The organism is Stenotrophomonas aracearum (assembly GCF_031834615.1).
GTDB lineage: Bacteria > Pseudomonadota > Gammaproteobacteria > Xanthomonadales > Xanthomonadaceae > Stenotrophomonas > Stenotrophomonas aracearum.
This window is the reverse complement of sequence record NZ_CP115543.1, coordinates 3,045,127-3,067,036: the sequence shown is the minus strand read 5'-3', so window position 1 is coordinate 3,067,036 and position 21,910 is coordinate 3,045,127. Positions and strand designations below refer to the sequence as shown.

The 21,910-nt window shown below is 67.2% G+C and carries 18 protein-coding genes; 9 read left to right on the top strand and 9 right to left on the bottom strand.

The genetic code is table 11. The features are described 5' to 3' along the window. Positions 1–30 precede the first annotated feature (30 nt). On the top strand, positions 31–417 hold the full coding sequence (locus PDM28_RS14025; protein ID WP_102945417.1) for a hypothetical protein: 387 nt from the start codon (positions 31–33) through the stop codon (positions 415–417). Positions 418–543: 126 nt separating this feature from the next. Here the strand turns inward: PDM28_RS14025 and PDM28_RS14020 are convergent, their stop codons facing one another. The 3 genes from PDM28_RS14020 to PDM28_RS14010 form a co-directional block, all read right to left on the bottom strand. Continuing rightward, positions 544–2,523, bottom strand: coding sequence for a M2 family metallopeptidase (locus tag PDM28_RS14020; protein WP_311182498.1), 1,980 nt, complete (start codon positions 2,521–2,523; stop codon positions 544–546). Between the two features lie 80 nt (positions 2,524–2,603). Beyond that, the gene (locus tag PDM28_RS14015; protein WP_425507604.1) at positions 2,604–3,338 is read right to left on the bottom strand and encodes a phosphatase PAP2 family protein; all 735 of its coding nucleotides are present in this window, start codon (positions 3,336–3,338) and stop codon (positions 2,604–2,606) included. 109 nt (positions 3,339–3,447) lie between these two features. Then, positions 3,448–5,160 (bottom strand): ArnT family glycosyltransferase, encoded by a 1,713-nt coding sequence (locus PDM28_RS14010; RefSeq protein ID WP_311182497.1) that lies wholly within the window; start codon positions 5,158–5,160, stop codon positions 3,448–3,450. 131 nt (positions 5,161–5,291) lie between these two features. Between PDM28_RS14010 and PDM28_RS14005 the strand changes: the two genes are divergently transcribed. From PDM28_RS14005 to PDM28_RS13995, 3 genes are all read left to right on the top strand, one after another. Next, complete coding sequence (locus PDM28_RS14005; protein ID WP_311182496.1) at positions 5,292–5,993, top strand: response regulator transcription factor; 702 nt, start codon at positions 5,292–5,294, stop codon at positions 5,991–5,993. Next, positions 5,980–7,266, top strand: a complete 1,287-nt coding sequence (locus PDM28_RS14000; RefSeq protein ID WP_311182495.1) for a sensor histidine kinase — start codon at positions 5,980–5,982, stop codon at positions 7,264–7,266. Before PDM28_RS14005 ends, PDM28_RS14000 begins: the two co-directional genes overlap by 14 nt. A gap of 82 nt (positions 7,267–7,348) precedes the next feature. Further along, a complete protein-coding gene (locus PDM28_RS13995; RefSeq protein ID WP_311182494.1) occupies positions 7,349–8,599 on the top strand; it encodes a DUF819 family protein in 1,251 nt (416 codons plus the stop codon). Between the two features lie 305 nt (positions 8,600–8,904). On the opposite strand, the gene PDM28_RS13990 is transcribed toward PDM28_RS13995, so the two are convergent. Continuing rightward, on the bottom strand, positions 8,905–9,129 hold the full coding sequence (locus PDM28_RS13990; RefSeq protein WP_311182493.1) for a YbdD/YjiX family protein: 225 nt from the start codon (positions 9,127–9,129) through the stop codon (positions 8,905–8,907). Continuing rightward, on the bottom strand, positions 9,129–11,210 hold the full coding sequence (locus PDM28_RS13985) for a carbon starvation CstA family protein (protein ID WP_102945423.1): 2,082 nt from the start codon (positions 11,208–11,210) through the stop codon (positions 9,129–9,131). The genes PDM28_RS13990 and PDM28_RS13985 overlap by 1 nt, the downstream gene beginning before the upstream one ends. 199 nt (positions 11,211–11,409) lie before the next feature. Here PDM28_RS13985 and PDM28_RS13980 point away from each other — a divergent pair, with 199 nt between their 5' ends. Further along, positions 11,410–12,258 carry a pirin family protein gene (locus tag PDM28_RS13980; protein WP_102945424.1) on the top strand — a complete coding sequence of 283 codons (849 nt, stop codon included), beginning with the start codon at positions 11,410–11,412 and terminating at the stop codon, positions 12,256–12,258. Positions 12,259–12,305: 47 nt separating this feature from the next. On the opposite strand, the gene PDM28_RS13975 is transcribed toward PDM28_RS13980, so the two are convergent. The 4 genes from PDM28_RS13975 to PDM28_RS13960 form a co-directional block, all read right to left on the bottom strand. Beyond that, a complete protein-coding gene (locus PDM28_RS13975) occupies positions 12,306–12,761 on the bottom strand; it encodes a hypothetical protein (protein WP_425507669.1) in 456 nt (151 codons plus the stop codon). A 142-nt stretch (positions 12,762–12,903) separates the two neighbouring features. Then, a complete protein-coding gene (gene aqpZ / locus PDM28_RS13970; protein ID WP_311182490.1) occupies positions 12,904–13,632 on the bottom strand; it encodes an aquaporin Z in 729 nt (242 codons plus the stop codon). Between the two features lie 61 nt (positions 13,633–13,693). After that, entirely contained in the window at positions 13,694–14,557 is an 864-nt protein-coding gene (locus PDM28_RS13965) for a pirin family protein (protein ID WP_311182489.1), read from the bottom strand. A gap of 145 nt (positions 14,558–14,702) precedes the next feature. Then, positions 14,703–16,766 (bottom strand): 3-hydroxyacyl-CoA dehydrogenase NAD-binding domain-containing protein, encoded by a 2,064-nt coding sequence (locus PDM28_RS13960; protein ID WP_102945428.1) that lies wholly within the window; start codon positions 16,764–16,766, stop codon positions 14,703–14,705. 214 nt (positions 16,767–16,980) lie between these two features. On the opposite strand from PDM28_RS13960, the gene rpoE reads away from it, so the two are divergent. From rpoE to lepA, 4 genes are all read left to right on the top strand, one after another. Continuing rightward, positions 16,981–17,601, top strand: a complete 621-nt coding sequence (gene rpoE / locus PDM28_RS13955; RefSeq protein ID WP_102945429.1) for an RNA polymerase sigma factor RpoE — start codon at positions 16,981–16,983, stop codon at positions 17,599–17,601. Further along, positions 17,598–18,413: a sigma-E factor negative regulatory protein gene (locus PDM28_RS13950; protein WP_311182488.1), complete on the top strand. Its 816-nt coding sequence runs from the start codon at positions 17,598–17,600 to the stop codon at positions 18,411–18,413. The genes rpoE and PDM28_RS13950 overlap by 4 nt, the downstream gene beginning before the upstream one ends. Positions 18,414–18,477: 64 nt before the next feature. Next, positions 18,478–20,001: a DegQ family serine endoprotease gene (locus PDM28_RS13945; protein ID WP_311182487.1), complete on the top strand. Its 1,524-nt coding sequence runs from the start codon at positions 18,478–18,480 to the stop codon at positions 19,999–20,001. Between the two features lie 117 nt (positions 20,002–20,118). Next, complete coding sequence (gene lepA, locus PDM28_RS13940; RefSeq protein ID WP_172448059.1) at positions 20,119–21,909, top strand: translation elongation factor 4; 1,791 nt, start codon at positions 20,119–20,121, stop codon at positions 21,907–21,909. Position 21,910 lies beyond the last annotated feature (1 nt).

Here is a 21,910-nt window from a genome sequence, read left to right as displayed (position 1 = left end):
TCCCCATTGATGCAGTCCGGAAGTCCCCTGATGTCGACCACCTCCAAACTGCGCCGTGACCTGCGCCGGCGCCGCGAAATCGAAGAAGCCAACCGTGAAAAGGCGCATGCCTCGCCGGTGGAACCGCATGCCGAACTGCGCGACCAGCAGCGCACGCTGCTGGCCGGCGTGGTCCGCCGCGACGGTGAGTGGGTGCTGGGCATGGACGGCCGCATCGCCGGCCAGACCCCCAGCGCGGCCCGCGTGCTGGCGCTGATCATGCAGGCGGCCGAACTGCACGAACGCCAGGGCACGCCCGTGCGCCTGGTGTATTCGGATGCATTGAAGGACGCCGCACACGCCGAAGCCAAGGCCGAAGGCAAGGATTTCGACCAGTTCAAGACCGAACTCGCGGCCTCCCTGAAGCCGAAGTCCTGACACACGCGTACCGGTGGCTCAGCCACGCAGGGCGTGGCTCTACCGTCGTATTGGGGTAGAGCCACGCCCTGCGTGGCTGCGTAACCCCAAAAGAAAAAGCCGGCCTTTCAGCCGGCTTTTTCCATCTTACGGCGCCTTCGGCGCAGCGGCCGCGGCACCCGGCGGCTGCCACCCGCACATCTGCCCTTGGTTCTGCTGCTTCAGCCATTCATTGACCGGCGTGAAGTATTCAATCATCGGGCCGGCATCGAGCTTGTCGCCGCCGGTGATCTCCTTCAACGTCGCCTGCCACGGCTGGCTGGCACCCTTGCTCAGCATCGCCCAGAACTTCTGCCCGGCTTCCTTGTTGCCGTAGAAGCTGCACTGGTGCAGCGGCCCCTTGTAACCAGCCGCATCGCACAGGCCCTTGTAGAACTGGAACTGCAGGATGCGCGCCAGGAAGTAGCGTGTGTACGGGGTGTTGCCCGGCACGTGGTACTTCGCGCCCGGGTCGAAGAACTCCTCGCCACGCGCGCTGGCCGGGGCCACGCCCTGGTACTTGGCCTTCAGGTCCCACCACGCCTTGTTGTAGTTGTCCGGGGTGATCGAACCGTCGAACACGCCCCAACGCCAGCGGTCGATCATCAGGCCGAACGGCAGGAACGACACGCCGCTCAGCGCCATGCGCATCTGCGCATTGATGGTGGCTTCGCGGCTTTCCTGCGGCTTGTCGACCAGGCCGATCGAGTTCAGGTACTGCGGGGTCATCGCCAGCACGATGGTGTCGCCGATGGCTTCATGGAAGCCATCGTTGGCACCGCCCTGGAACAACGGCGGCAGCGGGTTGTAGGCCAGGTCGTAATAGATGTGGCCCAGCTCGTGGTAGATCGTGGTGAAGTTTTCTTCGTTGGGCTTGATGCACATCTTGGTGCGCACGTCGCCGTCCATGTTCATGTCCCACGCGCTGGCATGGCAGACCACGTCGCGGTCCAGCGGCTTGATGAACTGGGTCTTGTCCCAGTACGACTTCGGCAGCGCCGGCATGCCCAGCGACACGTAGAAGTCCTGCGCGCGTTCAGTCATCTGCTTGGCGGTGCGCAGTTCGGCGTCACGTTGCGCCTTGAACAGCGCTTCGACGTTGCCATTGCTGCTGCCGGCCTTGGCCAGCGCGCCGCTCAGGTTGGTCTGGTACTGCTTTTCCAGGGCTGCAGTGATATCCAGGCTGCCCGCACCCGGGTACGGCTCCAGCTGGTCCCACAGGTTGGACCAGTCCTGCTGCCACATGTTGCCGAGCAGGTGCGCGGCGATCAGGCCGCCTTCGGTCTCGGCCTTGTCCTTGCCATAGGTGCCGTCCAGCTTGGTACGCGCATAGCAGTGCAGCTGCTCGTACATCGGCTTGACCTGTTCCCACAGGCGGTCGGTTTCCGGGCCGATCTGCTCGGCCGGCATGTCATAGCCGCTGCGCCACATCTGGCCGGCATCGGCGAAGCCCATTTCCTTGGCGCCTTCATTCACCAGGCCGACGAAGCGCTGGTAGTCGGCGCGCATCGGCTTGGTGGTGGCGTGCCAGCCCTGCCAGGCGTCGAGCTGCTTGTCGTAGTCGCGGCTGCTGGCCAGCACCTGCTCCAGGTCGCCGAGCTGGCGGCAGGTGGCCGGGTTGGCTTCGTCGGTGCAGTACTTGCCCGAGCCGTAGGCGCCTTCCATGCGGCTGGCGATGCGGGTGAGCTCGCCCAGCTTGGCCGGGTCGCGCGGGGCCGGCATGGCGGTCATCAGCTTGAGCAGGTGGATCTGCCGCTTGGTGTCCTCGCTCATCGGCTTGCCGTCGTACGTGCCGGCCTGGGCGATCCAGCCATTGAGGATGGTCAGCCAGCGCTCGTTGGCCTTGGCCGCCACGCGCTCGGAATCGTCATTGATATAGGTCGAGGACAGCCACTGGGCCGAGGTCATTTCCGGGTACAGGGCCTTGTACTCGGCGTTGACGCGGGCAATGAACTGATCTGCGGTTTCGGTCGGCGCGGCGGTGCCGGCGGCCGGCGCATCGGCCGGGGACGGTTCCTTCTGACAGGCCGCCAGGGTCAGTGCGGCAGCACCGACAGCCAGGGCCAGCAGGAGCGGGCGGTGGTTCACGGGGACATCCTTGGGTGGTGACAGACCGGCGAAGGCTAGTGGGGCCGTCGCCGCACCGCAAGGGCCACAGGTACCGGGCCCTACCGTGGCTGGCAGCGCCGGCGGACCAGCAGGTACAGCAACAGCGACACCGTCCAGCAGGTCGCCAGCGTCCACAGGTCATGCGAGAGGAAATGGGCGCCGCGCAGTTGCTGGGACACCCCGAAGATGCCGCCGGCCACCAGGCCCACCGCCAGTCCCTGCCAGCGCCAGGACGGGTGCACCAGCAAGGCCAGGAAGTACAGGCTGACCCACGCATAGCCGGCACTGGAATGGCCGCCCGGGAAACATGCACCGCGTGGCATGCCCTGTGGCCGCGTTTCGAACAGGCCCACGAATTCGCGCAGGCCGCCGTACCGCGACAGATCCCATGGACAGTCCATGTGCGTGACCGACTTCAGCAGGGACACCGCGCCGGTGCCCAGCGCCACCGCCAGCACCAGGTACAGCAGCGGCCAGCGCCACGCCGCCGCCCGTTCGCTGCGCCAGGCATGGAAGCACAGCAGGATCGCGACCAGCGTGGCGGTAGCGCTGAGCCACTTGCCACCCTTGTGGATCAGCTGGCTGGTGAGCCAGGCGTTCTGCAGCAGCCAATGGTGGCCTTCGAGGCGATACACCTGGTCGGCCAGCCACTGGTCGCCACCGGCGCCCATCAGCAGGCCGCTGGCGGCCAGTACGGCCAGCAGCGGCCACGCGAGGTGGCGACGCAGGAACACGGACGTCGACGCGGGCGTGCTCGACGCGAAGGAAACGGACGAAGCGGGAACAGGAAGCATCAAGGCAAGGCCGGCGGGGAAACCGGCGCCATCGTCGTCAGCGGCGTGTCGGAGGGCGGTCGGAGCTTTGTTGCCCACGCGTTAACCGGCAGCACCGTGCCTCTGTGATTCAGTCGCCGTCGTCGACGCCAGCCCCTGCATCGCGTGGCAACGCGGCATGGCAGGCCGGATCCCACGCTGTGCCGGGCACGAGCCACCACTGATTGCGGTTGGAACTGCCGATCATCACCGCCTGGTCGCGCTTCACGCACGGGCTGATCGCCTGTTCCAGCACCAGCAGCCACCGGTTGTGCGGGGCCTGCGCCAGCCACGGGCCCGCGTCATGCCACTGGTCGTCCCAGGGGCGCTTGAAGCCGAAATCGGTCACCGGGCGGTCGGCCTGCAGCAGGTTCTGTTCGCGCCAGGCGAGTGCGCCCAACTTGGCGCTCGGGCCGATGCGCTCGCCGACCTGCTGCATCAGCGCCGAGGCGGAGCTGTACGGCCCCAGTGCGGGCATCAGTCCCCAGCCATGCAGGTTCCACAGCAGCAGCGCGGTGATCACCACCAGCGGGCCGGCGCGGCGCTGGCGCAGCCACGCCGCCAGCAGCAGCACCAGCACGCCAAAGCCCAGCAGCCAGCCGCCCAGTACCGGCAGCAGTACGTCCGGCATGCCGCGCTTGGCCAGCTGCGCATGCGCCCACGCGCCATCGGCGAGCAACTCCGCGCCGATGCCCGTGGCGGCCACGCCCAGCACCAGCACATAGGCCAGCAGCAGCCAGCGCGTGCCGGCGCGGCGAAGAAGGCCGGGCAGCAGGGGCGCAGCGGCCACGCACAGCGCCGGCAGCATCGGGAAGATATAGACCTCGCGCTTGCCCGGGCTGGCGCTGAAGAACAGCAGCACCAGCAGCGACCAGCCCAGCAGCAGCCACCAGCGGCCATCGCCGCGGCGCAGCCGGCGCCACCAGCCCGGCAGCAGCGCGGGCAGCAGCAGGCTGCCCGGCAGCCACAGGGTGGCGATCACCTGCAGGTAATACCAGGCCGGCTGCACGTGGTGCCAGGCGTTGGCGTAACGGGTGCCGGTCTGCTTGAACAGCAGCTCGCGCGCATAGCCCTGCAGCTCCGGCGACGGATCATTCAGCAGTGCGATGCCGAGCGGTCCCAGCCACACCGCCGTGCCGAGCACGAAGGCGGGAATCAGCCATAGCAGCGCGCGGGCGCGGGGCAGGGCGGCGGCGCCGTGCGGTCGTCCTTTCCAGCGCCACAGCGCCCACGGCAGCAGCACCAGCAGGGGCAGGAAGCCGACGCCCTTGGTGACCGTGCCGAGCCCGGCGGCGAAGCCGGCCACCCACAGCAGGCGTTTGTCCGGACGTTCCAGCAGGTAGCGCAGCAACGCCCACAGCGACAGCGTGGTCAGCGCCACCAGCACCATGTCGATCTGCGCGCGCTTGGCCATCAGGCCGAACTGCAGGCAGCTGGCCAGCGCCAGCACCGCCCACCATGCCACGCGTCGGTTCCAAAGGCGCCCTGCCAGGTCCCAGCTCAGCCACAGCGTGGCCAGCGCGGCCAGCAGCGAGGGCAGCAGGAAGGCCAGGTTCCAATGGCCGATCACCTTGTAGGTGGCCGCCTGCATCCACATGAACACCGGCGGCTTCTCTGCGTAAAGCTCGCTGCCCCGGTGCGGCAACAGCCACTGCCCGGTCTCGACCATGGCGCGCGCGGCCAGCACGAAGCGCGGCTCGTCCGGCGGGGTAGGCGCACGCAGGCCGATGCCGGCCGCCAATGCCAGCAGCAGGGCCAGCAGGGTCAACAGGCGCCAGTGATGGCGCAGCAGAGTCGTCGACAAGGGCGGCCGCTCGCATGGAAAGGGGGGACTTTGGCCTATTTCATGTAGGAAATGTGTCGAATGGGTTGATTGCGACCTGATTCCGACAATCCAGCCGCTACCATGGGGCATTGCCCCCGAGTACCCGACGCATGCGGCTCCTGGTCATCGAAGACAACCGCCAGCTGGTCACCAACCTGTTCGAATACTTCGAAGCACGCGGACACGTGCTGGACGTGGCGCCCGACGGCATCACCGGCCTGCACCTGGCGACCACGCAGAACTACGACGCGCTGATCCTGGACTGGATGCTGCCGCGCATGGAAGGTCCGGAGGTGTTGCGTCGCCTGCGCCAGGAACATGGCTTGGAAGTACCGGTCATCATGCTCACCGCGCGCGACGAACTGCCCGACAAGATCGCCGGGTTCCGCGCCGGTGCCGACGACTACCTGACCAAGCCGTTCGCACTGCCGGAACTGGAGGTGCGGCTCGAAGCGCTGCACGTGCGCGCGCAGGGCCGCAACCCGCGCAAGGTGCTGGAGGTGGACGACCTGGTGCTGGACCTGGCCACCCTGGAAGCACAGCGCGCCGGCCAGGCGCTGCACCTGTACCCGGCCTGCCGCAAGCTGCTGGAAGTGCTGATGCGTGCCAGCCCGGCGGCGGTCACCCGCCAGCAGCTGGAGTTCGCACTGTGGGGCGACGAACTGCCCGACGGCGACCTGCTGCGCTCGCATATCTATGAACTGCGCCGCAGCGTGGACGGCCCGTTCGCACGCAAGCTGATCCACACCCTGCCACGGGTCGGCTACCGTCTCGGTGCACCGGCTGCTGAAGGTCGCGATGAGCCTGCGTAAGCCCGCACCGCTGCACCGGCGCCTGTTGTGGTGGTTGCTGGGCTACCTGGCCTTGATCTCGCTGGCGGTGTTCAGCGTGGGCAACTACGTGCACGAACATGCCGAGCATGCTGCTTGGCGCGCGCTGCTCAATTCCGAACTGGACAGCATCGTCAGCCACATTGAACACGAACCGCACTACCGCTGGCAGGATTCGGACACCCTGCGTCTGTTCACCATCGACGACCGTCCCGAGGTGCCGGCGATCCTGCGCAGCCTGCATCCCGGCCTGCACGACGGCATCGACATCGACGGCCGTTCGGCCGCTGTCATGGTGCGCGACACCGAGAACCAGGGGCGCCTGGCGCTGGCGCTGGACATCAACGACTTCCACGAACTGGAAGAGTTCGCCACGCGCTGGGTGATGCTGGCCGGCGTGGTGATGATCTTCGTCACCGTGGTCATGGCCTCGTTCGGGGTCAGTCGCCTGGTCAGCCCGTTGCGTTCGCTGGCCCGGCGCATCGACGGCCTCAAACCCGGCGTGCCGGGGCAGCGCGTCGATGTCGACCCGCGCGGCAGTTCCGAGCTGTACGTGATCGCCGCCGCGCTCAACGACTACCTGGCCCGCAACGAACAGTTCGTCGAACGCGAACGGGTGTTCATCAGCACCACCAGCCACGAACTGCGAACGCCCATCGCCGTGATCACCGGCGCGGCCGAACTGGCGCTCGAACAACCCGGCGTACCCGACCGCGCACGCCATCAGATGCAGCGCGTGCACCGCACCGCGCAGGGCGTGGAGCAGCTGATCCAGCTGCTGCTGGTGCTGGCCCGCGACCCGGCACGCCTGGCCGCGCTGAAAGAGCGCATCGCGCTTGACCAGCTGGTCCCGGAGATCATCGAAGACCACCGCCACCTGATGGGCGACAAGGACCTGCAGATCACCGTAAGCCACCTGGCGCGCGTGGACATCGTCGCGCCGCTCGGCGTGGTCCAGGCCGCCATCGGCAACCTGCTGCGCAACGCCATCGAAAACAGCGGCCGCGGCACCATCACCCTCAGCGTCTCCGAGCGCGGCGTGGTCATCCTGCAGGACCCGGGCGAGGGCATGAGCCCGGAAGAGATCGCCGCCGTATACGCACGCATGGCACGCGGCGACCGCAACGAACAGAGCGGCATCGGCCTGGAGCTGATCGCACGCCTGTGCGAACACCTCGGCTGGCTGCTGACCCTCGAACAGAGCCAGCCGCGCGGGACCCGCGTGATCCTCGACCTGGGTGCCTCGCTGCCCTGATGTCCGGTGAAGACAATGTTAAGCTCCAGAAGCGTCGCACCCTGCGACGCTTTTTTTTGCTTTTCGATCGACAGAGGACCGCATGCCGACCGAACCCAGTACCGCCCTCATCACCAACGACATCGTTGGCCTTGGCCTCATCGCCGCCACCCTGGCCCTGATCTTCTGGGCCGCCAGCGGCCCGACCCCGCTGCTGAAAAAGATCTTCGCCTGGGTCCCCGCACTGCTGCTGTGCTACTTCATCCCGGCCATCTACAACACCGCCGGCCTGATCGACGGCCACAACACCGCCCTGTACAACCCCATCGCCCGCGACGTCCTGCTGCCCGCCGCACTGGTGCTGCTGACCCTGTCGATCGACCTCAAAGGCGTGCTCAAGCTGGGCCCCAAACTGCTCGTCGTGTTCTGCGCCGGCACCTTCGGCATCATGCTCGGCGCCGTGGTCTCCTTCCAGCTGATGTCCTGGATCCACCCCGAAACCGTGGCCGGCGACACCTGGGCCGGCATGGCCGCCCTGGCGGGCAGCTGGATCGGCGGCGGCGCCAACATGGTCGCCATGCGCGAAGTGTTCGGCACCGACGCCACCACCTTCGGCCAGTTCGCCGTCGTCGACGTCGCCTGCGCCAGCCTGTGGATGGCCGTCCTGCTGTTCCTCGCCAACCGCGCCACCCAGATCGACACCCGCAACGGCGCCGACACCCGCGCCATCGACGAAATGAAAGCGCGCATCAGCGCCTACGAGGCCCAGAACGCCCGCATTCCCACCCTCACCGACCTCATGCTGATCGTCGGCGTCGCCCTCGGCGGGGTAGGGCTGGCCCATGCCATTGCCGCACCCCTGAGCGCCTGGTTCAAAGCCAACATCAGCTGGGCCAGCCAGTTCAGCCTCGACAGCGCCTTCGTCTGGGTCGTCCTGCTCTCCACCCTGCTGGGCCTCGGCCTCAGTTTCACCCGCGCACGCACGCTGGAATCCGCCGGCGCCTCGCGCCTCGGCACCGTGTTCCTCTACTTCCTGATCGCCTGCATCGGCATGCAGATGAACCTGCTCTCGCTGCTCGACCGGCCCTGGCTGTTCCTGCTCGGCGTGATCTGGATGCTCACCCATATCCTGGTGCTGTGGACGGTGGCCAAGCTGGTAAGAGCGCCGCTGTTCTTCTTCGGCATTGGTTCGATGGGGAACATTGGTGCCGCCGCATCGGCGCCGGTGGTGGCAGCCGCATTCCACCCAAGCCTTGCGCCCGTGGGCGTGTTGTTGGGCACGGTGGGGTACGCAACGGGTACCGGTCTTGCGTATGTGACCGGATTGATTTTGAAGTGGATGGCGGGCGCCTAAAGCAAAGCAAGAGCAGCCGGGCAGAGCCCGGCTCTACGGCTCTTCGTTCCGTCATCAGCCAACCATCGAGGGTGGGGCGGGGATGGGTTTGCGGGGGAATGAGCCGCATGGATGCGGCGACTTAGCCCCCATGGATGGGTTTACGGCGTCCCCCGCTTTTTTTTTCCCCCCCCCCCCCCCCCCACACCCCCCCCCCCCCCCCCGCCCAAAACCGATAGCAACGCAGAGCCGAAAAAGAAAAGGCGGCGCCGAATGGCGCCGCCTTTTCGCTTTACACGTTCAGCAGGAACAGCAAGAACAGCAGGTCAGCAACAACGACCGCCATTCCGCCCACCGTACCGAGCCTCCTGACGCTCCCGGAAGAACGTCTTGTAGTCCATCGGCGTGCGGTCCGGATGCTTCTCCAGCACGTGCCGCACATAGTTGTCGTAGTCGGGAATGCCACAGCACAACCGTGCCGTCTGCACCAGGCGCCGCCAGATCCGGCGATGCGCCTGGTACTGCCCGACCGGAACCAGACCCGTACCCATCACAGGTCCGCCATCTGGTGCGGCTGCAGCGCCACGTACTCCGTTTCACGATCCGTACGCTGCGGCGAACGACGCGCCACCACGATCGTCTTGATCGCATACGCCAGGATCGCGAACACCACGAACAGGAACAGCACCGTCAGGCCCGTGTTCACGTATGCATTCACCACGATCTGCTGCATCTGCCCCACCGTCTTCGCCGGCGCCGTGATCGTCCCGCTCGCAATCGCATCCTGGTACTTGTGCGCCTGCGCCAGGAAGCCCTGCGACGGATTGCTGTCGAAGATCTTGATCAGACCCGCATACGTCGTGCAGATCAGCAGCCACACCGCCGGCACCGCCGTCACCCACGCATACCGATCACGCTTCATCTTGAACAGCACCACCGTACCCAGCATCAGCGCGATACCCGCCAGCATCTGGTTCGAGATGCCGAACAGCGGCCACAGCGTCTGGATGCCACCGAACGGATCCACCACGCCCGTGTACAGCAGGTAGCCCCACAGCGCCACGCAGCCCGCCGTCGCGATGATGTTCGCCGTCCACGACTCCGTCTTCTTCAGCGCCGGGATGAAGTTGCCCAGCAGGTCCTGCAGCATGAAGCGGCCCGCACGCGTACCCGCGTCCACCGCCGTCAGGATGAACAGCGCCTCGAACAGGATCGCGAAGTGGTACCAGAACGCCATCATCGCGTTGCTGCCGCTCGGAATCGCCTGGTGCAGGATCTGCGCGATACCCACCGCCAGCGTCGGCGCACCCCCCGCACGATGCAGGATGGTCGGCTCGCCAATGGCAAGCGCCGTCGCCTCAAGCTGTTCCGGCGTGATCGTGAAGCCCCACGTCGTGGTGATGTAGTGCGCCGCCGACGCCGCATCGGCACCGATCACCGCTGCCGGACTGTTCATCGCAAAGTAGATGCCCGGATCGATGATCGACGCCGCCACCAGCGCCATCACCGCCACGAACGACTCCATCAGCATGCCGCCGTAGCCGATGTAGCGCATGTGGCTTTCATTGGCCAGCAGCTTCGGCGTCGTACCCGACGCGATCAGCGCATGGAAGCCCGACACCGCACCACACGCAATGGTGATGAACAGGAACGGGAACATCCCGCCCTTCCACACCGGACCATCGCCGCTCGCCGCGAACTGCGTCAGCGCCGGCATCTTCAGCTCCGGCATCACGATCAGGATGCCGATCGCCAGCGCCACGATCGTACCGATCTTCAGGAACGTCGACAGGTAATCGCGCGGTGCCAGCAGCAGCCACACCGGCAGCACCGACGCCACGAACCCGTACCCGATCAGCATCCACGTGATCTGCACGCCCGTGAACGTGAACGCCGGGCCCCAGACCGGGTCCGCCGCCACACGGCCGCCGTACCAGATCGCCAGCAGCAGCAGGATCAACCCCACCACCGAAATCTCACCGATCTTGCCCGGCCGGATGTAGCGCATGTACACGCCCATCAGGATCGCGATCGGCATCGTCGCAATCACCGTGAACATGCCCCACGGACTTTCCGCCAGCGCCTTCACCACCACCATCGCCAGCACCGCCAGGATGATGATCATGATCAGGAACGCACCGAACAACGCGATCGTCCCGGGCACCTGGCCCATTTCCTCGCGCACCAGGTCACCCAGCGAACGCCCGTTGCGGCGGCTGGAAATGAACAGCACCATGAAGTCCTGCACCGCACCGGCCAGCACCACGCCGACCACCAGCCACAACAGGCCGGGCAGGTAGCCCATCTGTGCCGCCAGCACCGGGCCGACCAGCGGACCTGCGCCTGCGATCGCCGCGAAATGGTGGCCGAACAGCACGTGCTTGTTGGTCGGGACGTAATCCAGGCCGTCGTTGTTGAGCACCGCAGGCGTCGCCCGGGTCGGGTCCAGCTGCATCACCTTGTCGGCGATGAATAGGCTGTAGAAGCGATACGCGATCAGATAGATCGAGACTGCAGCAACAACGATCCACAGCGCGTTGATGGACTCGCCCCGTCGCAACGCGACGGTGCCCAGACAGAATGCGCCGAGCAGCGCGAGCGCCGCCCAGCCCAGCTTGGAAAAACCTTTCATGAGATTGCGTCTCCCTGAAGAACTCGTTAAGGGTCCGCCCTCGCATCGACCGGGTCAATGCGCGCGCGCAGGCTTGCCGCTAGTACTTTGGTCGTAGACTCGAATCCCCACCGTTGGAACAATCGGTTGCGGGCGTGGCGGTTGGCGCCGTCCAGCGCTGCGCCCATCTTGTACCCAGTATCCTCTTGTCGGAGCCACCATGAGCACCTCCCCCGCACGCGTGCAGCGCACCATCCGCGGCATGCCCACGTCCGACGGCGCCGGCGTGCGCCTGACCCGGGTGATCGGCGGCCCCTCGCTGCCCGACCTGGACCCGTTCCTGCTGCTGGACGAATTCGGCACCGACCGTGCCGAGGACTATATCGCCGGCTTCCCGAGCCACCCGCACCGTGGCTTCGAGACCGTCACCTACATGCTCGACGGCCGCATGCGCCACAAGGACAACCATGGCAACGAAGGCCTGCTGACCCCGGGCAGCGTGCAGTGGATGACCGCCGGGCGCGGCCTGGTGCACTCGGAGATGCCCGAGCAGGAATCCGGCCGGATGCGCGGCTTCCAGCTGTGGGTGAACCTGCCCGCGCGCGACAAGATGACCGACCCGACGTACCAGGAATTCGCCCCCGACCGCATTCCGGTGGTGCAGCCGGCGCCGGGCGTGCAGGTCAAGGTGATTGCCGGGCAGGTCGGCGACACCGTCGGCCCGATCGTGCAGCCGGCCACCGACCCGCTGTACCTGGATGTTGAGCTTGCCGCCGGCAGCGGCTGGGACTACCTGCTGCCCGAAGGCCACAACGCGTTCGCCTATGTGTTCGAAGGCGACCTGGTGGTGGGCGAGGGCGACGATGCCCGCCCGGTCGGCCGGCAGGACATGGCCGTGCTCGGGGGTGGCGAGCGGCTGCAGCTGCGCGCAGGCACGGGCGGTGCGCGCCTGATCCTGGTCGCGGGGCGTCCGCTGCGCGAACCGGTCATGCGCCACGGGCCGTTCGTGATGAACACGAAGCAGGAACTGATGCAGGCCTTCGTGGATTTCCAGGAAGGCCGCTTTTAAGCCGTTCGACAGCGTCGTCGGGGATGCGCGCTGCATCCCCGATGTTGTCACCGCTCCGCGGCGACCGCGGACGGATTGAGGTTCATGCCCTGCGACATCAGCTGCAGCGAACGCAGCTCGCTGGCATCGCCGGCGTACAGCGAGATCTGCGCGTACTGGTTCTTGTCGAACTTCACCACAGTCATGCGTCGCGTGGCGTAGCCCGGCGGCTCCTGGCCGCCCAGGTCGGGCTTGTACCAGTACAGCGATTCACCTGCGAAGCCGCCTTTTTCCTCGCGAAGCGAGCGGTTCAGCGGAATGCTCGGATCGCGTCCGGTCAACATCAGGGTCATGACCTCGCGACCGCCGGCGTCGACCGCCTTGCACAGCACATACGTGCTTTGCGCGGTTTCCTGCCATTGCAGGTTGCTGTCGGCAGGCAGCGCAGGACATTTGGCCGCCGACTGCGCCAACGTGACGTTGGCAACAAGCGACAACCCCAGGACAACCAAGGCGTGCAGGATCTTCATGCGTTCCCCCGTATGAATTGGACCAGCCGTCCCCGGCGGCGCAACGACGCCCCGCCGGGTGACGGCCTGGTGATTTTGACCTTAACGGAATGTGACTGGATCTTCAAATAACCGTTTCAAATGAATCTGAAGCCGGTTAGCGAAGTGAGGGCTCGGCTCCGATCCATTTGTACGCGATGCCGCCGATCAGGCCGCCCAGCAACGGGGCCACCCAGAACAGCCACAGCTGGCCGAGCGCGCCGCTGCCCGCGAACACCGCCACCGCCGTGGAGCGGGCCGGATTCACCGAGGTATTGGTGACCGGGATGCTGATGAGGTGGATGAGGGTCAGGGCCAGGCCGATGGCAAGGGGGCCGAACCCGGCCGGAGCGCGGGGGTGGGTCGCGCCCATGATGACCACCAGGAACATCGCGGTGAGCACCACTTCGCACAGGAACGCGGCGGCCACGCTGTACCCGCCGGGCGACAGCGTGCCGTAGCCGTTGCTGGCGAAAGCACCGGCCTGGCTGCCGTCGATCTGGAAACCGGGCGCGCCCGAGGCGATCTGCAGCAGGATGAAGGCGGCGAGCAGGCCGCCCAGCACCTGGGCCACGATGTAGGGCAGCAGGTCGCGGGCGGGGAAGCGGCCGCCGGCCCACAGCCCGACACTCACCGCCGGGTTGAAGTGGCCGCCGGAGATATGGCCGAACGCGTAAGCGCCGGTCAGGACAGTGAGGCCGAAGGCGAGTGCAACGCCTACGAAACCGATGCCGAGCGGGTTGCCATCGCCGCCGAATTTCGCGGCGAGGACGGCGCTTCCACAGCCGCCCAACACCAGCCAGAACGTGCCGAGGAATTCGGCAACCACGCGCTTGCCCATGCTCATTGGGAATCTCCACGAGTGTCCAAGGGGGAACACGGCGGAAATCGGACAATGCGGCGTGCGCTCAACGCTCCGGCAGTGGAATGAATTCCTTGTCGTCGCCGGGGATGGTGCCGAACCGTCCGGATTCCCAGTCGTGCTTGGCCTGTTCGATGCGTTCCTTCGAGCTGGACACGAAGTTCCACCAGAGGTGGCGCGGTCCATCCAGGGGTTCACCACCGAGCAGCATGGCCTTCAACGGCGTCTTGGCACGCAACCGGCCACGTGCGTTTTTTTCGGGGATGACCAGGTGCTGTGCAGGCAGGTCGACACCATCCAGCTGTGCATCGCCTTCGAGGATGTAGAGCGCGCGCTCGAGGTGGCCGGTGTCCAGGTCGAGTTCGGCGCCGGCGTCCAGGTCGATGGCTACGTTGAGGGTGTCGGTGAACACCTTCACCGGCGATTCTTCACCGTAGGCGCGGCCGGCGATCACGCGTAGCCATGCGCCGTTGCGACGCTGCTGCGGCAGGGTGGCGGCACTGTGGTGGAAGAAGCCGGGATCGGTTTCTTCATGGCTTTTCGGCAGCGCTACCCAGGTCTGCATGCCATGCACCGGGTGGTCGTGTTCGCGTTCCACCGGCGGCGTGCGTTCGGAGTGCGCGATGCCGCGCCCGGCGGTCATCCAGTTGACGTCGCCGGGGCGGATCACCTGGTCCGAGCCGAGCGTGTCGCGGTGGCCGATGGCGCCGGACCAGAGGAAGGTCACCGTGGCCAGGCCGATATGCGGATGCGGGCGGACGTCGATGCCGGTGCCGGGCGCCATCACCGCTGGGCCCATCTGGTCGACGAACACGAACGGGCCAATGCTGCGTGCCTGGATGCTGGGCACGGCGCGGCGCACTTCCAGGCCGCCGATGTCATGGACGCGCGGGGCGATGATGGTCGTCATGCGGGCTTTCTCGCTGGCGGGGACAGGCGGAAAGGATGGCACGCGCATCCACGCGGTGCATGGCCCGTTCGGGTAACAGGGTGTTTCGTTTGCGGTACCCGGAAAACAACAACGCCACCGTGCGGTGGCGTTGTCGTGGTTTCAATCAGATCACCGGTTCACGCAACACCGCCGCGTCCCAACCGGGGCGCGGTGCGAAGCGGTCGCCATGGCGCTGCTGCAGCACCTTCAGGCGTTCCACCAGCGCATCGGCGCCGGTCGCGCGGATGTACTGGATCGGACCGCCACGGAACGGCGCGAAGCCGGTGCCGAAGATCACGCCCGCATCCAGCAGGTCGGCGTCGCTGACCACGCCGTCGTGCAGGCAGGCCACCGCTTCGTTGAGCAGCGGCAGGATCAGGCGGTCTTCCAGGTCGTCCGGCGTTTGGTAATTGGCCGGCACGTCCGGCTTCTGCGCGCGGCCGTTGTCCCACTTGTAGATGCCCTGGCCGTCCTTCTTGCCGCGCTTGCCGGGTTCGACGGTCTGGAGTGCGGCGGGAATCTGCAGGCCGAGGAACGGTGCCAGCTCCTTGCCGACGCCGGCCGCCACGTCCAGGCCCACCGTATCGAGCAGTTCGATCGGACCCATCGGCATGCCGAACTTCACCGCGGCCTTGTCGATCACCGGGCCGGGAATGCCTTCGGCATACGCGGTCGCCGCTTCCAGCATGTACGGGAACAGCACGCGGTTGACCAGGAAGCCCGGGGTGCCCGCAACCGGTACCGGGAATTTGCCCAGCGCCTTGCAGAACGAGGCCAGGCGGCGCTCGGTTTCCGGCGCCATGCCGTCGTGATGGATGATTTCCACCAGCGGCATCTGCGCGACCGGGTTGAAGTAGTGCAGGCCGGCGAACTGCGCAGGACGCTGGATGTGGTCGCGCAGTTCCACCAGCGGGATCGACGAGGTGTTGGTGGTCAGCAGCGCGTCGGCCTTCATCTTCGGCTCCAGCGTCTGGTACAGGCCGCGCTTGGCTTCGGCGTCTTCGATGATCGCCTCGATCACCAGGTCGGCCACGGCCACGCCGTCGCCGGCCAGGTCGGCCTTGAGCCGTGCCGCCACCGCCGGACGCTTGGATTCATCGCGCACCTTCTTGGCGAACAGCGCCTGCGCGCGTTCCATGGCCGGGTCGATGAAGCGCTGCTCGCGGTCCTGCAGGGTGACCTCGAAGCCCTTGTAGGCCGACCAGGCCGCAATGTCGCCACCCATCACGCCGGCGCCGACCACGTGCACGTGGCGGATGCCATGGTCCTTGCCGCCCAGCGCCTTCAGGCGTTCGGTCAGGAAGAAGATGCGGATCAGGTTGCGCGCGGTCGGGGTGCCGGCCAGCTTGACCACGGCGCGGCGCTCCGCGTCCAGGCGGGCCTGGATACCGCTGCCGCCAGTGCGCGCCCAGGTGTTGATCAGCGCGTAGGGGGCCGGGTAGTGCTCTTTCTTCGCCTTGCGCGCGACCTGCTTGGCCATCTGCGGCGCCAGCAGTTTGCGCGCCAGCCAGGTGTTGGTCGCCCACGCGGTCAGGCGCTGCTTGAACGGGCGGGTGGTGCCGGCCAGCGCCAGCGCCACGGCGGTGTCGAGCAGTACGGCCGGGGCCACTACCTTGTCGACCAGGCCGATGTTGCGGGCGGCCGATGCCGACAGGTTGCGGCCGGTCAGCATCATGTCCATCGCCGCCGGGGCGCCGACCAGCTGCGGCAGGCGCGCGCTGCCGCCCCAGCCCGGGAAGATGCCCAGCTGGGTTTCGGGCAGGCCGATCCGGGTGGAGGGATCGTTGGAGGCGACGCGGTAGCGGCAGGCCAGGGCCAGCTCGGTGCCGCCGCCCAGGCAGTGGCCATGGATGGCGGCCACGGTCGGGCAGGGCAGCTCGGCCAGCTTCTGGTAGGTGGTCTGGCCACGGCGGATGGCGTCATTGACGGTGCCGCGGCGGTCGAACTCCTGGAATTCCTTCAGGTCGGCCCCGGCGATGAACCCGGCCGGCTTGACCGACTGCACCACCACCGCCTTGGGCGGATCCAGCGCCAGGCGTTCGACCAGGTCGCCCAGTTCCAGCAGGACGTCCTGCGACATCGCATTGACGCTGCTGTCCTGGCGGTCGAGGCTGAGCACCACGACACCATCGTCACGGATCTCGGGGTGCCAATGTGAGAAGCGGAGCCCATCGAAGCCTGAGAGCATGGGGACGTTCCATCCGGTTGTGTATGGAGAAGGGGGCTATGATCCAGAGGTTGTTTCCTCCCCGTCAAATCCCTATAGCTGGGGGGAGGGAGGGAACCTTAACGGAACCGTAGTTAAAAGCTGGTGCGGCGTTCACGGATGGGCGCTGAACTTTTCCCGGGATTGGCAGTCTCATTGCCCGACGTCGGTTGGGCTGACAGGAGTGCGGCCCCCAATGGCCGAGGTCGAAACACCACAGGAGCTGGACCTGGAGCTGGTCCGGCGCGTGCAGCGCGGCGAAAGTGCGGCGTTCGATGTGCTGGTGCGCAAGTACCAGCATCGGATCGTCGCATTGATCGGGCGCTACATCGCCGACTGGAGTGAATGTCAGGACGTCGCCCAGGACACGTTCGTCCGCGCCTACCGCGCGATCAACAGTTTCCGTGGAGACGCCCAGTTCTATACCTGGTTGCACCGGATCGCCGTGAATACTGCCAAGAACCACCTTGCCGCCCACAACCGCCGCCCGCCCACCGATGACATCGACATCGGTGACGCCGAGCAGTTCGACAGCGGCACCCGCCTGCGCGACACCGACACGCCCGAGCGTGAGCTGATGCGCCAGGAGTTGGAAAACACGGTAATGAAGGCGGTAGCGGCGCTGCCGGAAGAACTGCGATCGGCCATCACCCTGCGCGAGGTGGAAGGCCTGAGTTACGAAGACATCGCGCAGAAGATGGGGTGCCCGATCGGCACCGTGCGCTCGCGGATCTTCCGCGCCCGCGAGGCGATCGACACTGAACTTCGGCCGCTGCTGGATATCGGCAGCGCCACCCGCGAAAAGAGCCGCGCATGAGCAATCAATTGCCAGACAAATTCGACGCCCGCCACCGCCAACAGCTGTCGGCGCTGGTCGACGGTGAGCTGCCGCTGGAGGAAGCCCGCTTCCTGCTGCGCCGACTGGAACACGACGAAGACCTTTCCCGCTGCCAGGAACGCTGGCAGCTGCTGGGCGACGTGCTGCGCGGCCAGGCCTGCGCGCCGGCCCCGGCCGATTTCGCCGATCGCATCCAGGCGGCCGTGGGCGCCGAGCCGCGACCGGCGGCTGCGCAGGCGGCGCCGGTGTCGCGCGCGCGCCGCAGCGGCTGGCTGCGCCTGGGCGGCGGTGCCGCACTGGCCGCCTCGGTCGCCGCCATTGCCCTGTTCATGACCCGCGAACAGCTGCCCGGCCAGGCCGCGCCGGACCAGCCCACCACCATCATCGCCAGCCAGGCCCAGCTGCCGCCGCCCACGCCGCGTGCGCCTGCCGCGCCTTCGGCACCGGCCGCCGTGGCAGACGCCGCCTTGGCCGTAGCGGCCGTGCCAGCCGCTGCCGCCACGGCGCGCCGCAACAGCGCCACCCGTACCCAGCAGGCCGCGCGTGGCGTGGCCAGCCGTGTCGCCGAGCCGGTGCGTGCCGTGGCCAGCCAGGCGCCGCTGGCGCCGACCGTCCCGGCGGCGTCGGCACGCGCGCTGCCGTTTGGCGACGTCAGCAGCCTGCAGGCCCGGCCGTGGCCGCGCTCGACCCTGGGCGACAACGGCGCGATCAACGCCAGCTTCCGCACCCAGCAGCCGCCGGCCGCGTTCTATCCGTTTGAACCGCGCCTGCAGGATGACGGCGCCGATTGAGCCTGCTGCACGCCCTGTTGCTTCCCTCTCCCCCTGATACCCCTGACCCGGAGGTTCGAGTCTGATGACCGCCCGTATCCGTACGCATGCCCTGGCCCTGCTGGCCATCACCCTGCCGCTTGTGGCCTGCGCGCAGTCGCCGTCCCCGGCCGCACCCGCCGCCCAGGCCACGGCCGCGCCGCGTGCGCCGGCCGCGCCGCTGGTCAGTGGGCTGCCCGATTTCACCAATCTGGTCGAACAGGTCGGCCCCGGCGTGGTCAACATCGAAACCACCATCGTGCGCAGCAACCGCCAGGCGCGTGGCCCTGCAGGTCCAAGCGATGACGAGATGCCGGAATTCTTCCGCCGCTTCTTCGGCCCGGACTTCCAGATGCCGGGCCAGCCCGGTGGCGGCGATGACCAGGGCCCCAGCATCCGCGGCCGTGGCATGGGCTCGGGCTTCATCATTTCGCCCGACGGCTACGTGCTGACCAACCACCACGTGGTGGCCGACGCCGGTGAGGTGAAGGTCAAGCTGGGCGATCGCCGCGAATTCACCGCCAAGGTGGTGGGCAGCGACCAGCAGTACGACGTGGCCCTGCTCAAGATCGACGCGAAAAACCTGCCGACCGTGCGCGTGGGCGATTCCAACACGCTCAAGCCGGGCCAGTGGGTTGTCGCAATCGGCTCGCCGTTTGGCCTGGACCACTCGGTCACCGCCGGCGTGGTCAGTGCGGTCGGGCGCAGCACCGGCGGCCAGGACCAGCGCTACGTGCCGTTCATCCAGACCGACGTGGCGATCAACCAGGGCAATTCCGGCGGTCCGCTGCTGAACACCCGCGGTGAAGTGGTCGGCATCAATTCGCAGATCTTCTCCGCCTCGGGCGGCTACATGGGCATCAGCTTCGCGATCCCGATCGACCTGGCCATGGGCGCGGTCGAGCAGATCAAGAAGAACGGCCGGGTCAGCCGCGGCCAGCTCGGCGCGGTGGTCGGTGCCATCACCGGCGACGTGGCGCAGGGCTTCAACCTGCCCGACAGCCGCGGTGCGCTGGTCAACGAGCTGGTTCCGGGCAGCGCTGCCGCCAAGTCCGGGCTGGAAGTCGGTGACGTGATCCGCTCGGTCAACGGCACCCCGATCAACACCTTCAGCGACCTGCCGCCGCTGATCGGCGCCCAGGCGCCGGGCAGCAAGGTCCGCTTGGGTGTGCTGCGCGACGGCCGCGAGCGGGAGATCACCGCGACCCTGACCGAACTGGCCGAAGACGCCGAGCGCGGCGCCGCCGCCCCGACCGCCCCGGATGCGGCGCCGCAGACCGGTGCCAACGCCCTGCTGGGCCTGGACGTGGCCGACCTGACTGCGCCGCAGCGCCAGCAGCTGGGCCTGGATCCGGGCGAGGGCGTGCGCATCACCGGCGTGAAGGGCCAGGCCGCGCGTGACGCCCGCCTGTCCCCGGGCATGGTGGTGCTGCAGGTCGGGCGTACCCCGGTCGGCAACGTGGCTGCGCTGAACAAGGCGCTGGCCGCCTACAAGAAGGGCGACGTGGTGATGCTGCTGGTCCGTGCCAGCGGCAACACCGCCTTCGTGGCGGTCCGCACCGGGGAGTAAGCCCCCGCCACCGCTGCGTTTCCGGGCCCGCTTCGGCGGGCCCGGTCGTTTCCGTGCGATAATCACCCGTTACCCTGACGACGCGCCGCGCCGCCGCCACCTATGTCCTCTGATTCGATGCGGAATATCCGCAACTTCTCCATCATTGCCCATGTCGACCATGGCAAGTCGACGCTGGCCGATCGCATCATCCAGCTTTGCGGCGGCCTGCAGGCCCGCGAAATGGAGGCGCAGGTGCTCGACTCGAACCCGATCGAGCGCGAGCGCGGCATCACCATCAAGGCCCAGTCGGTGTCGCTGCCGTACGTGGCCAAAGATGGCCAGACCTATCACCTGAACTTCATCGACACCCCCGGCCACGTCGACTTCTCCTATGAAGTCAGCCGCTCGCTGGCCGCCTGCGAAGGCGCGCTGCTGGTGGTCGACGCCGCCCAGGGCGTGGAGGCGCAGTCGGTGGCCAACTGCTACACCGCCGTGGAGCAGGGCCTGGAAGTGGTGCCGGTGATCAACAAGATCGACCTGCCCACCGCCGACATCGAACGCGCCAAGGCCGAGATCGAAGCGGTCATCGGCATCGACGCCGAAGACGCCGTGCCGGTCAGCGCCAAGACCGGCCTGAACGTGCAGGACGTGCTGGAAGCCATCGTGCACCGCATTCCGCCGCCGGTGCCGCGCGACACCGACAAGCTGCAGGCGCTGATCATCGACTCCTGGTTCGACAACTACCTGGGCGTGGTCTCGCTGGTGCGTGTGATGCAGGGCCAGATCAAGGCCGGCGACAAGCTGCAGGTGATGTCCACCGGCCGCAACCACCAGGTCGACAACGTCGGCGTGTTCACCCCCAAGCGCAAGGTGCTGCCGGCCCTGCGCGCGGGCGAGGTGGGCTGGGTCACCGCCAGCATCAAGGACGTGCACGGCGCGCCGGTCGGCGACACCCTGACCCTGGCCGCCGACCCGGCGCCCAAGCCGCTGCCGGGCTTCCAGGAAATGCAGCCGCGCGTGTTCGCCGGCCTGTTCCCGGTCGACGCCGAAGACTACCCGGACCTGCGCGAAGCGCTGGACAAGCTGCGCCTGAACGACGCCGCGCTGCGCTTCGAGCCGGAAAGCTCCGAAGCGATGGGCTTCGGCTTCCGCTGCGGCTTCCTGGGCATGCTGCACATGGAAATCGTGCAGGAGCGCCTGGAGCGCGAGTACAACCTGGACCTGATCAGCACCGCGCCGACGGTGGTCTATGAAGTGCTCAAGACCGACGGCACGATCATCAACATGGACAACCCGGCCAAGCTGCCGCCGGTGAACATGGTGACCGAGATCCGCGAGCCGATCATCCGTGCCAACGTGCTCACCCCCGAGGAGTACATCGGCAACATCATCAAGCTGTGCGAGGAAAAGCGCGGCAGCCAGATCGGCATCAACTACATGGGCAGCCAGGTGCAGATCAGCTACGAGCTGCCGATGGCCGAAGTGGTGCTGGACTTCTTCGACAAGCTCAAGTCGGTCAGCCGTGGCTATGCCTCGCTTGACTACCACTTCGTGCGCTTCGATGCCGGTCCGTTCGTCCGCGTGGACGTGCTGATCAATGGCGACAAGGTCGACGCGCTGTCGCTGATCGTGCACCGCAGCCATGCCGACCGGCGCGGCCGCGAGCTGTGCGAGAAGATGAAGGACCTGATCCCGCGGCAGATGTTCGACGTGGCCATCCAGGCCGCCGTCGGCTCGCAGATCATCTCCCGCACGACGGTCAAGGCGATGCGCAAGAACGTGCTGGCCAAGTGCTATGGTGGCGACGTTTCGCGCAAGAAGAAGCTTCTGGAAAAGCAGAAGGAAGGCAAGAAGCGCATGAAGCAGGTCGGCCGCGTGGAGATTCCGCAGGAAGCCTTCCTGGCCGTGCTGCAGATGGACAAGTAAG

Coding starts and splice junctions, on each gene's coding strand:
- rpoE (WP_102945429.1), top strand. CDS start 16,981: ATGGCCGAGGTCGAAACACCACAGGAGCTGGACCTGGAGCTGGTCCGG.
- PDM28_RS13995 (WP_311182494.1), top strand. CDS start 7,349: ATGCCGACCGAACCCAGTACCGCCCTCATCACCAACGACATCGTTGGC.
- PDM28_RS14000 (WP_311182495.1), top strand. CDS start 5,980: ATGAGCCTGCGTAAGCCCGCACCGCTGCACCGGCGCCTGTTGTGGTGG.
- PDM28_RS13945 (WP_311182487.1), top strand. CDS start 18,478: ATGACCGCCCGTATCCGTACGCATGCCCTGGCCCTGCTGGCCATCACC.
- PDM28_RS13950 (WP_311182488.1), top strand. CDS start 17,598: ATGAGCAATCAATTGCCAGACAAATTCGACGCCCGCCACCGCCAACAG.
- PDM28_RS14025 (WP_102945417.1), top strand. CDS start 31: ATGTCGACCACCTCCAAACTGCGCCGTGACCTGCGCCGGCGCCGCGAA.
- PDM28_RS13960 (WP_102945428.1), bottom strand. CDS start 16,766: ATGCTCTCAGGCTTCGATGGGCTCCGCTTCTCACATTGGCACCCCGAG.
- PDM28_RS14005 (WP_311182496.1), top strand. CDS start 5,292: ATGCGGCTCCTGGTCATCGAAGACAACCGCCAGCTGGTCACCAACCTG.
- PDM28_RS13985 (WP_102945423.1), bottom strand. CDS start 11,210: ATGAAAGGTTTTTCCAAGCTGGGCTGGGCGGCGCTCGCGCTGCTCGGC.
- PDM28_RS14015 (WP_425507604.1), bottom strand. CDS start 3,338: ATGCTTCCTGTTCCCGCTTCGTCCGTTTCCTTCGCGTCGAGCACGCCC.
- PDM28_RS13990 (WP_311182493.1), bottom strand. CDS start 9,129: ATGGGTACGGGTCTGGTTCCGGTCGGGCAGTACCAGGCGCATCGCCGG.
- PDM28_RS13980 (WP_102945424.1), top strand. CDS start 11,410: ATGAGCACCTCCCCCGCACGCGTGCAGCGCACCATCCGCGGCATGCCC.
- aqpZ (WP_311182490.1), bottom strand. CDS start 13,632: ATGAGCATGGGCAAGCGCGTGGTTGCCGAATTCCTCGGCACGTTCTGG.
- lepA (WP_172448059.1), top strand. CDS start 20,119: ATGCGGAATATCCGCAACTTCTCCATCATTGCCCATGTCGACCATGGC.
- PDM28_RS13965 (WP_311182489.1), bottom strand. CDS start 14,557: ATGACGACCATCATCGCCCCGCGCGTCCATGACATCGGCGGCCTGGAA.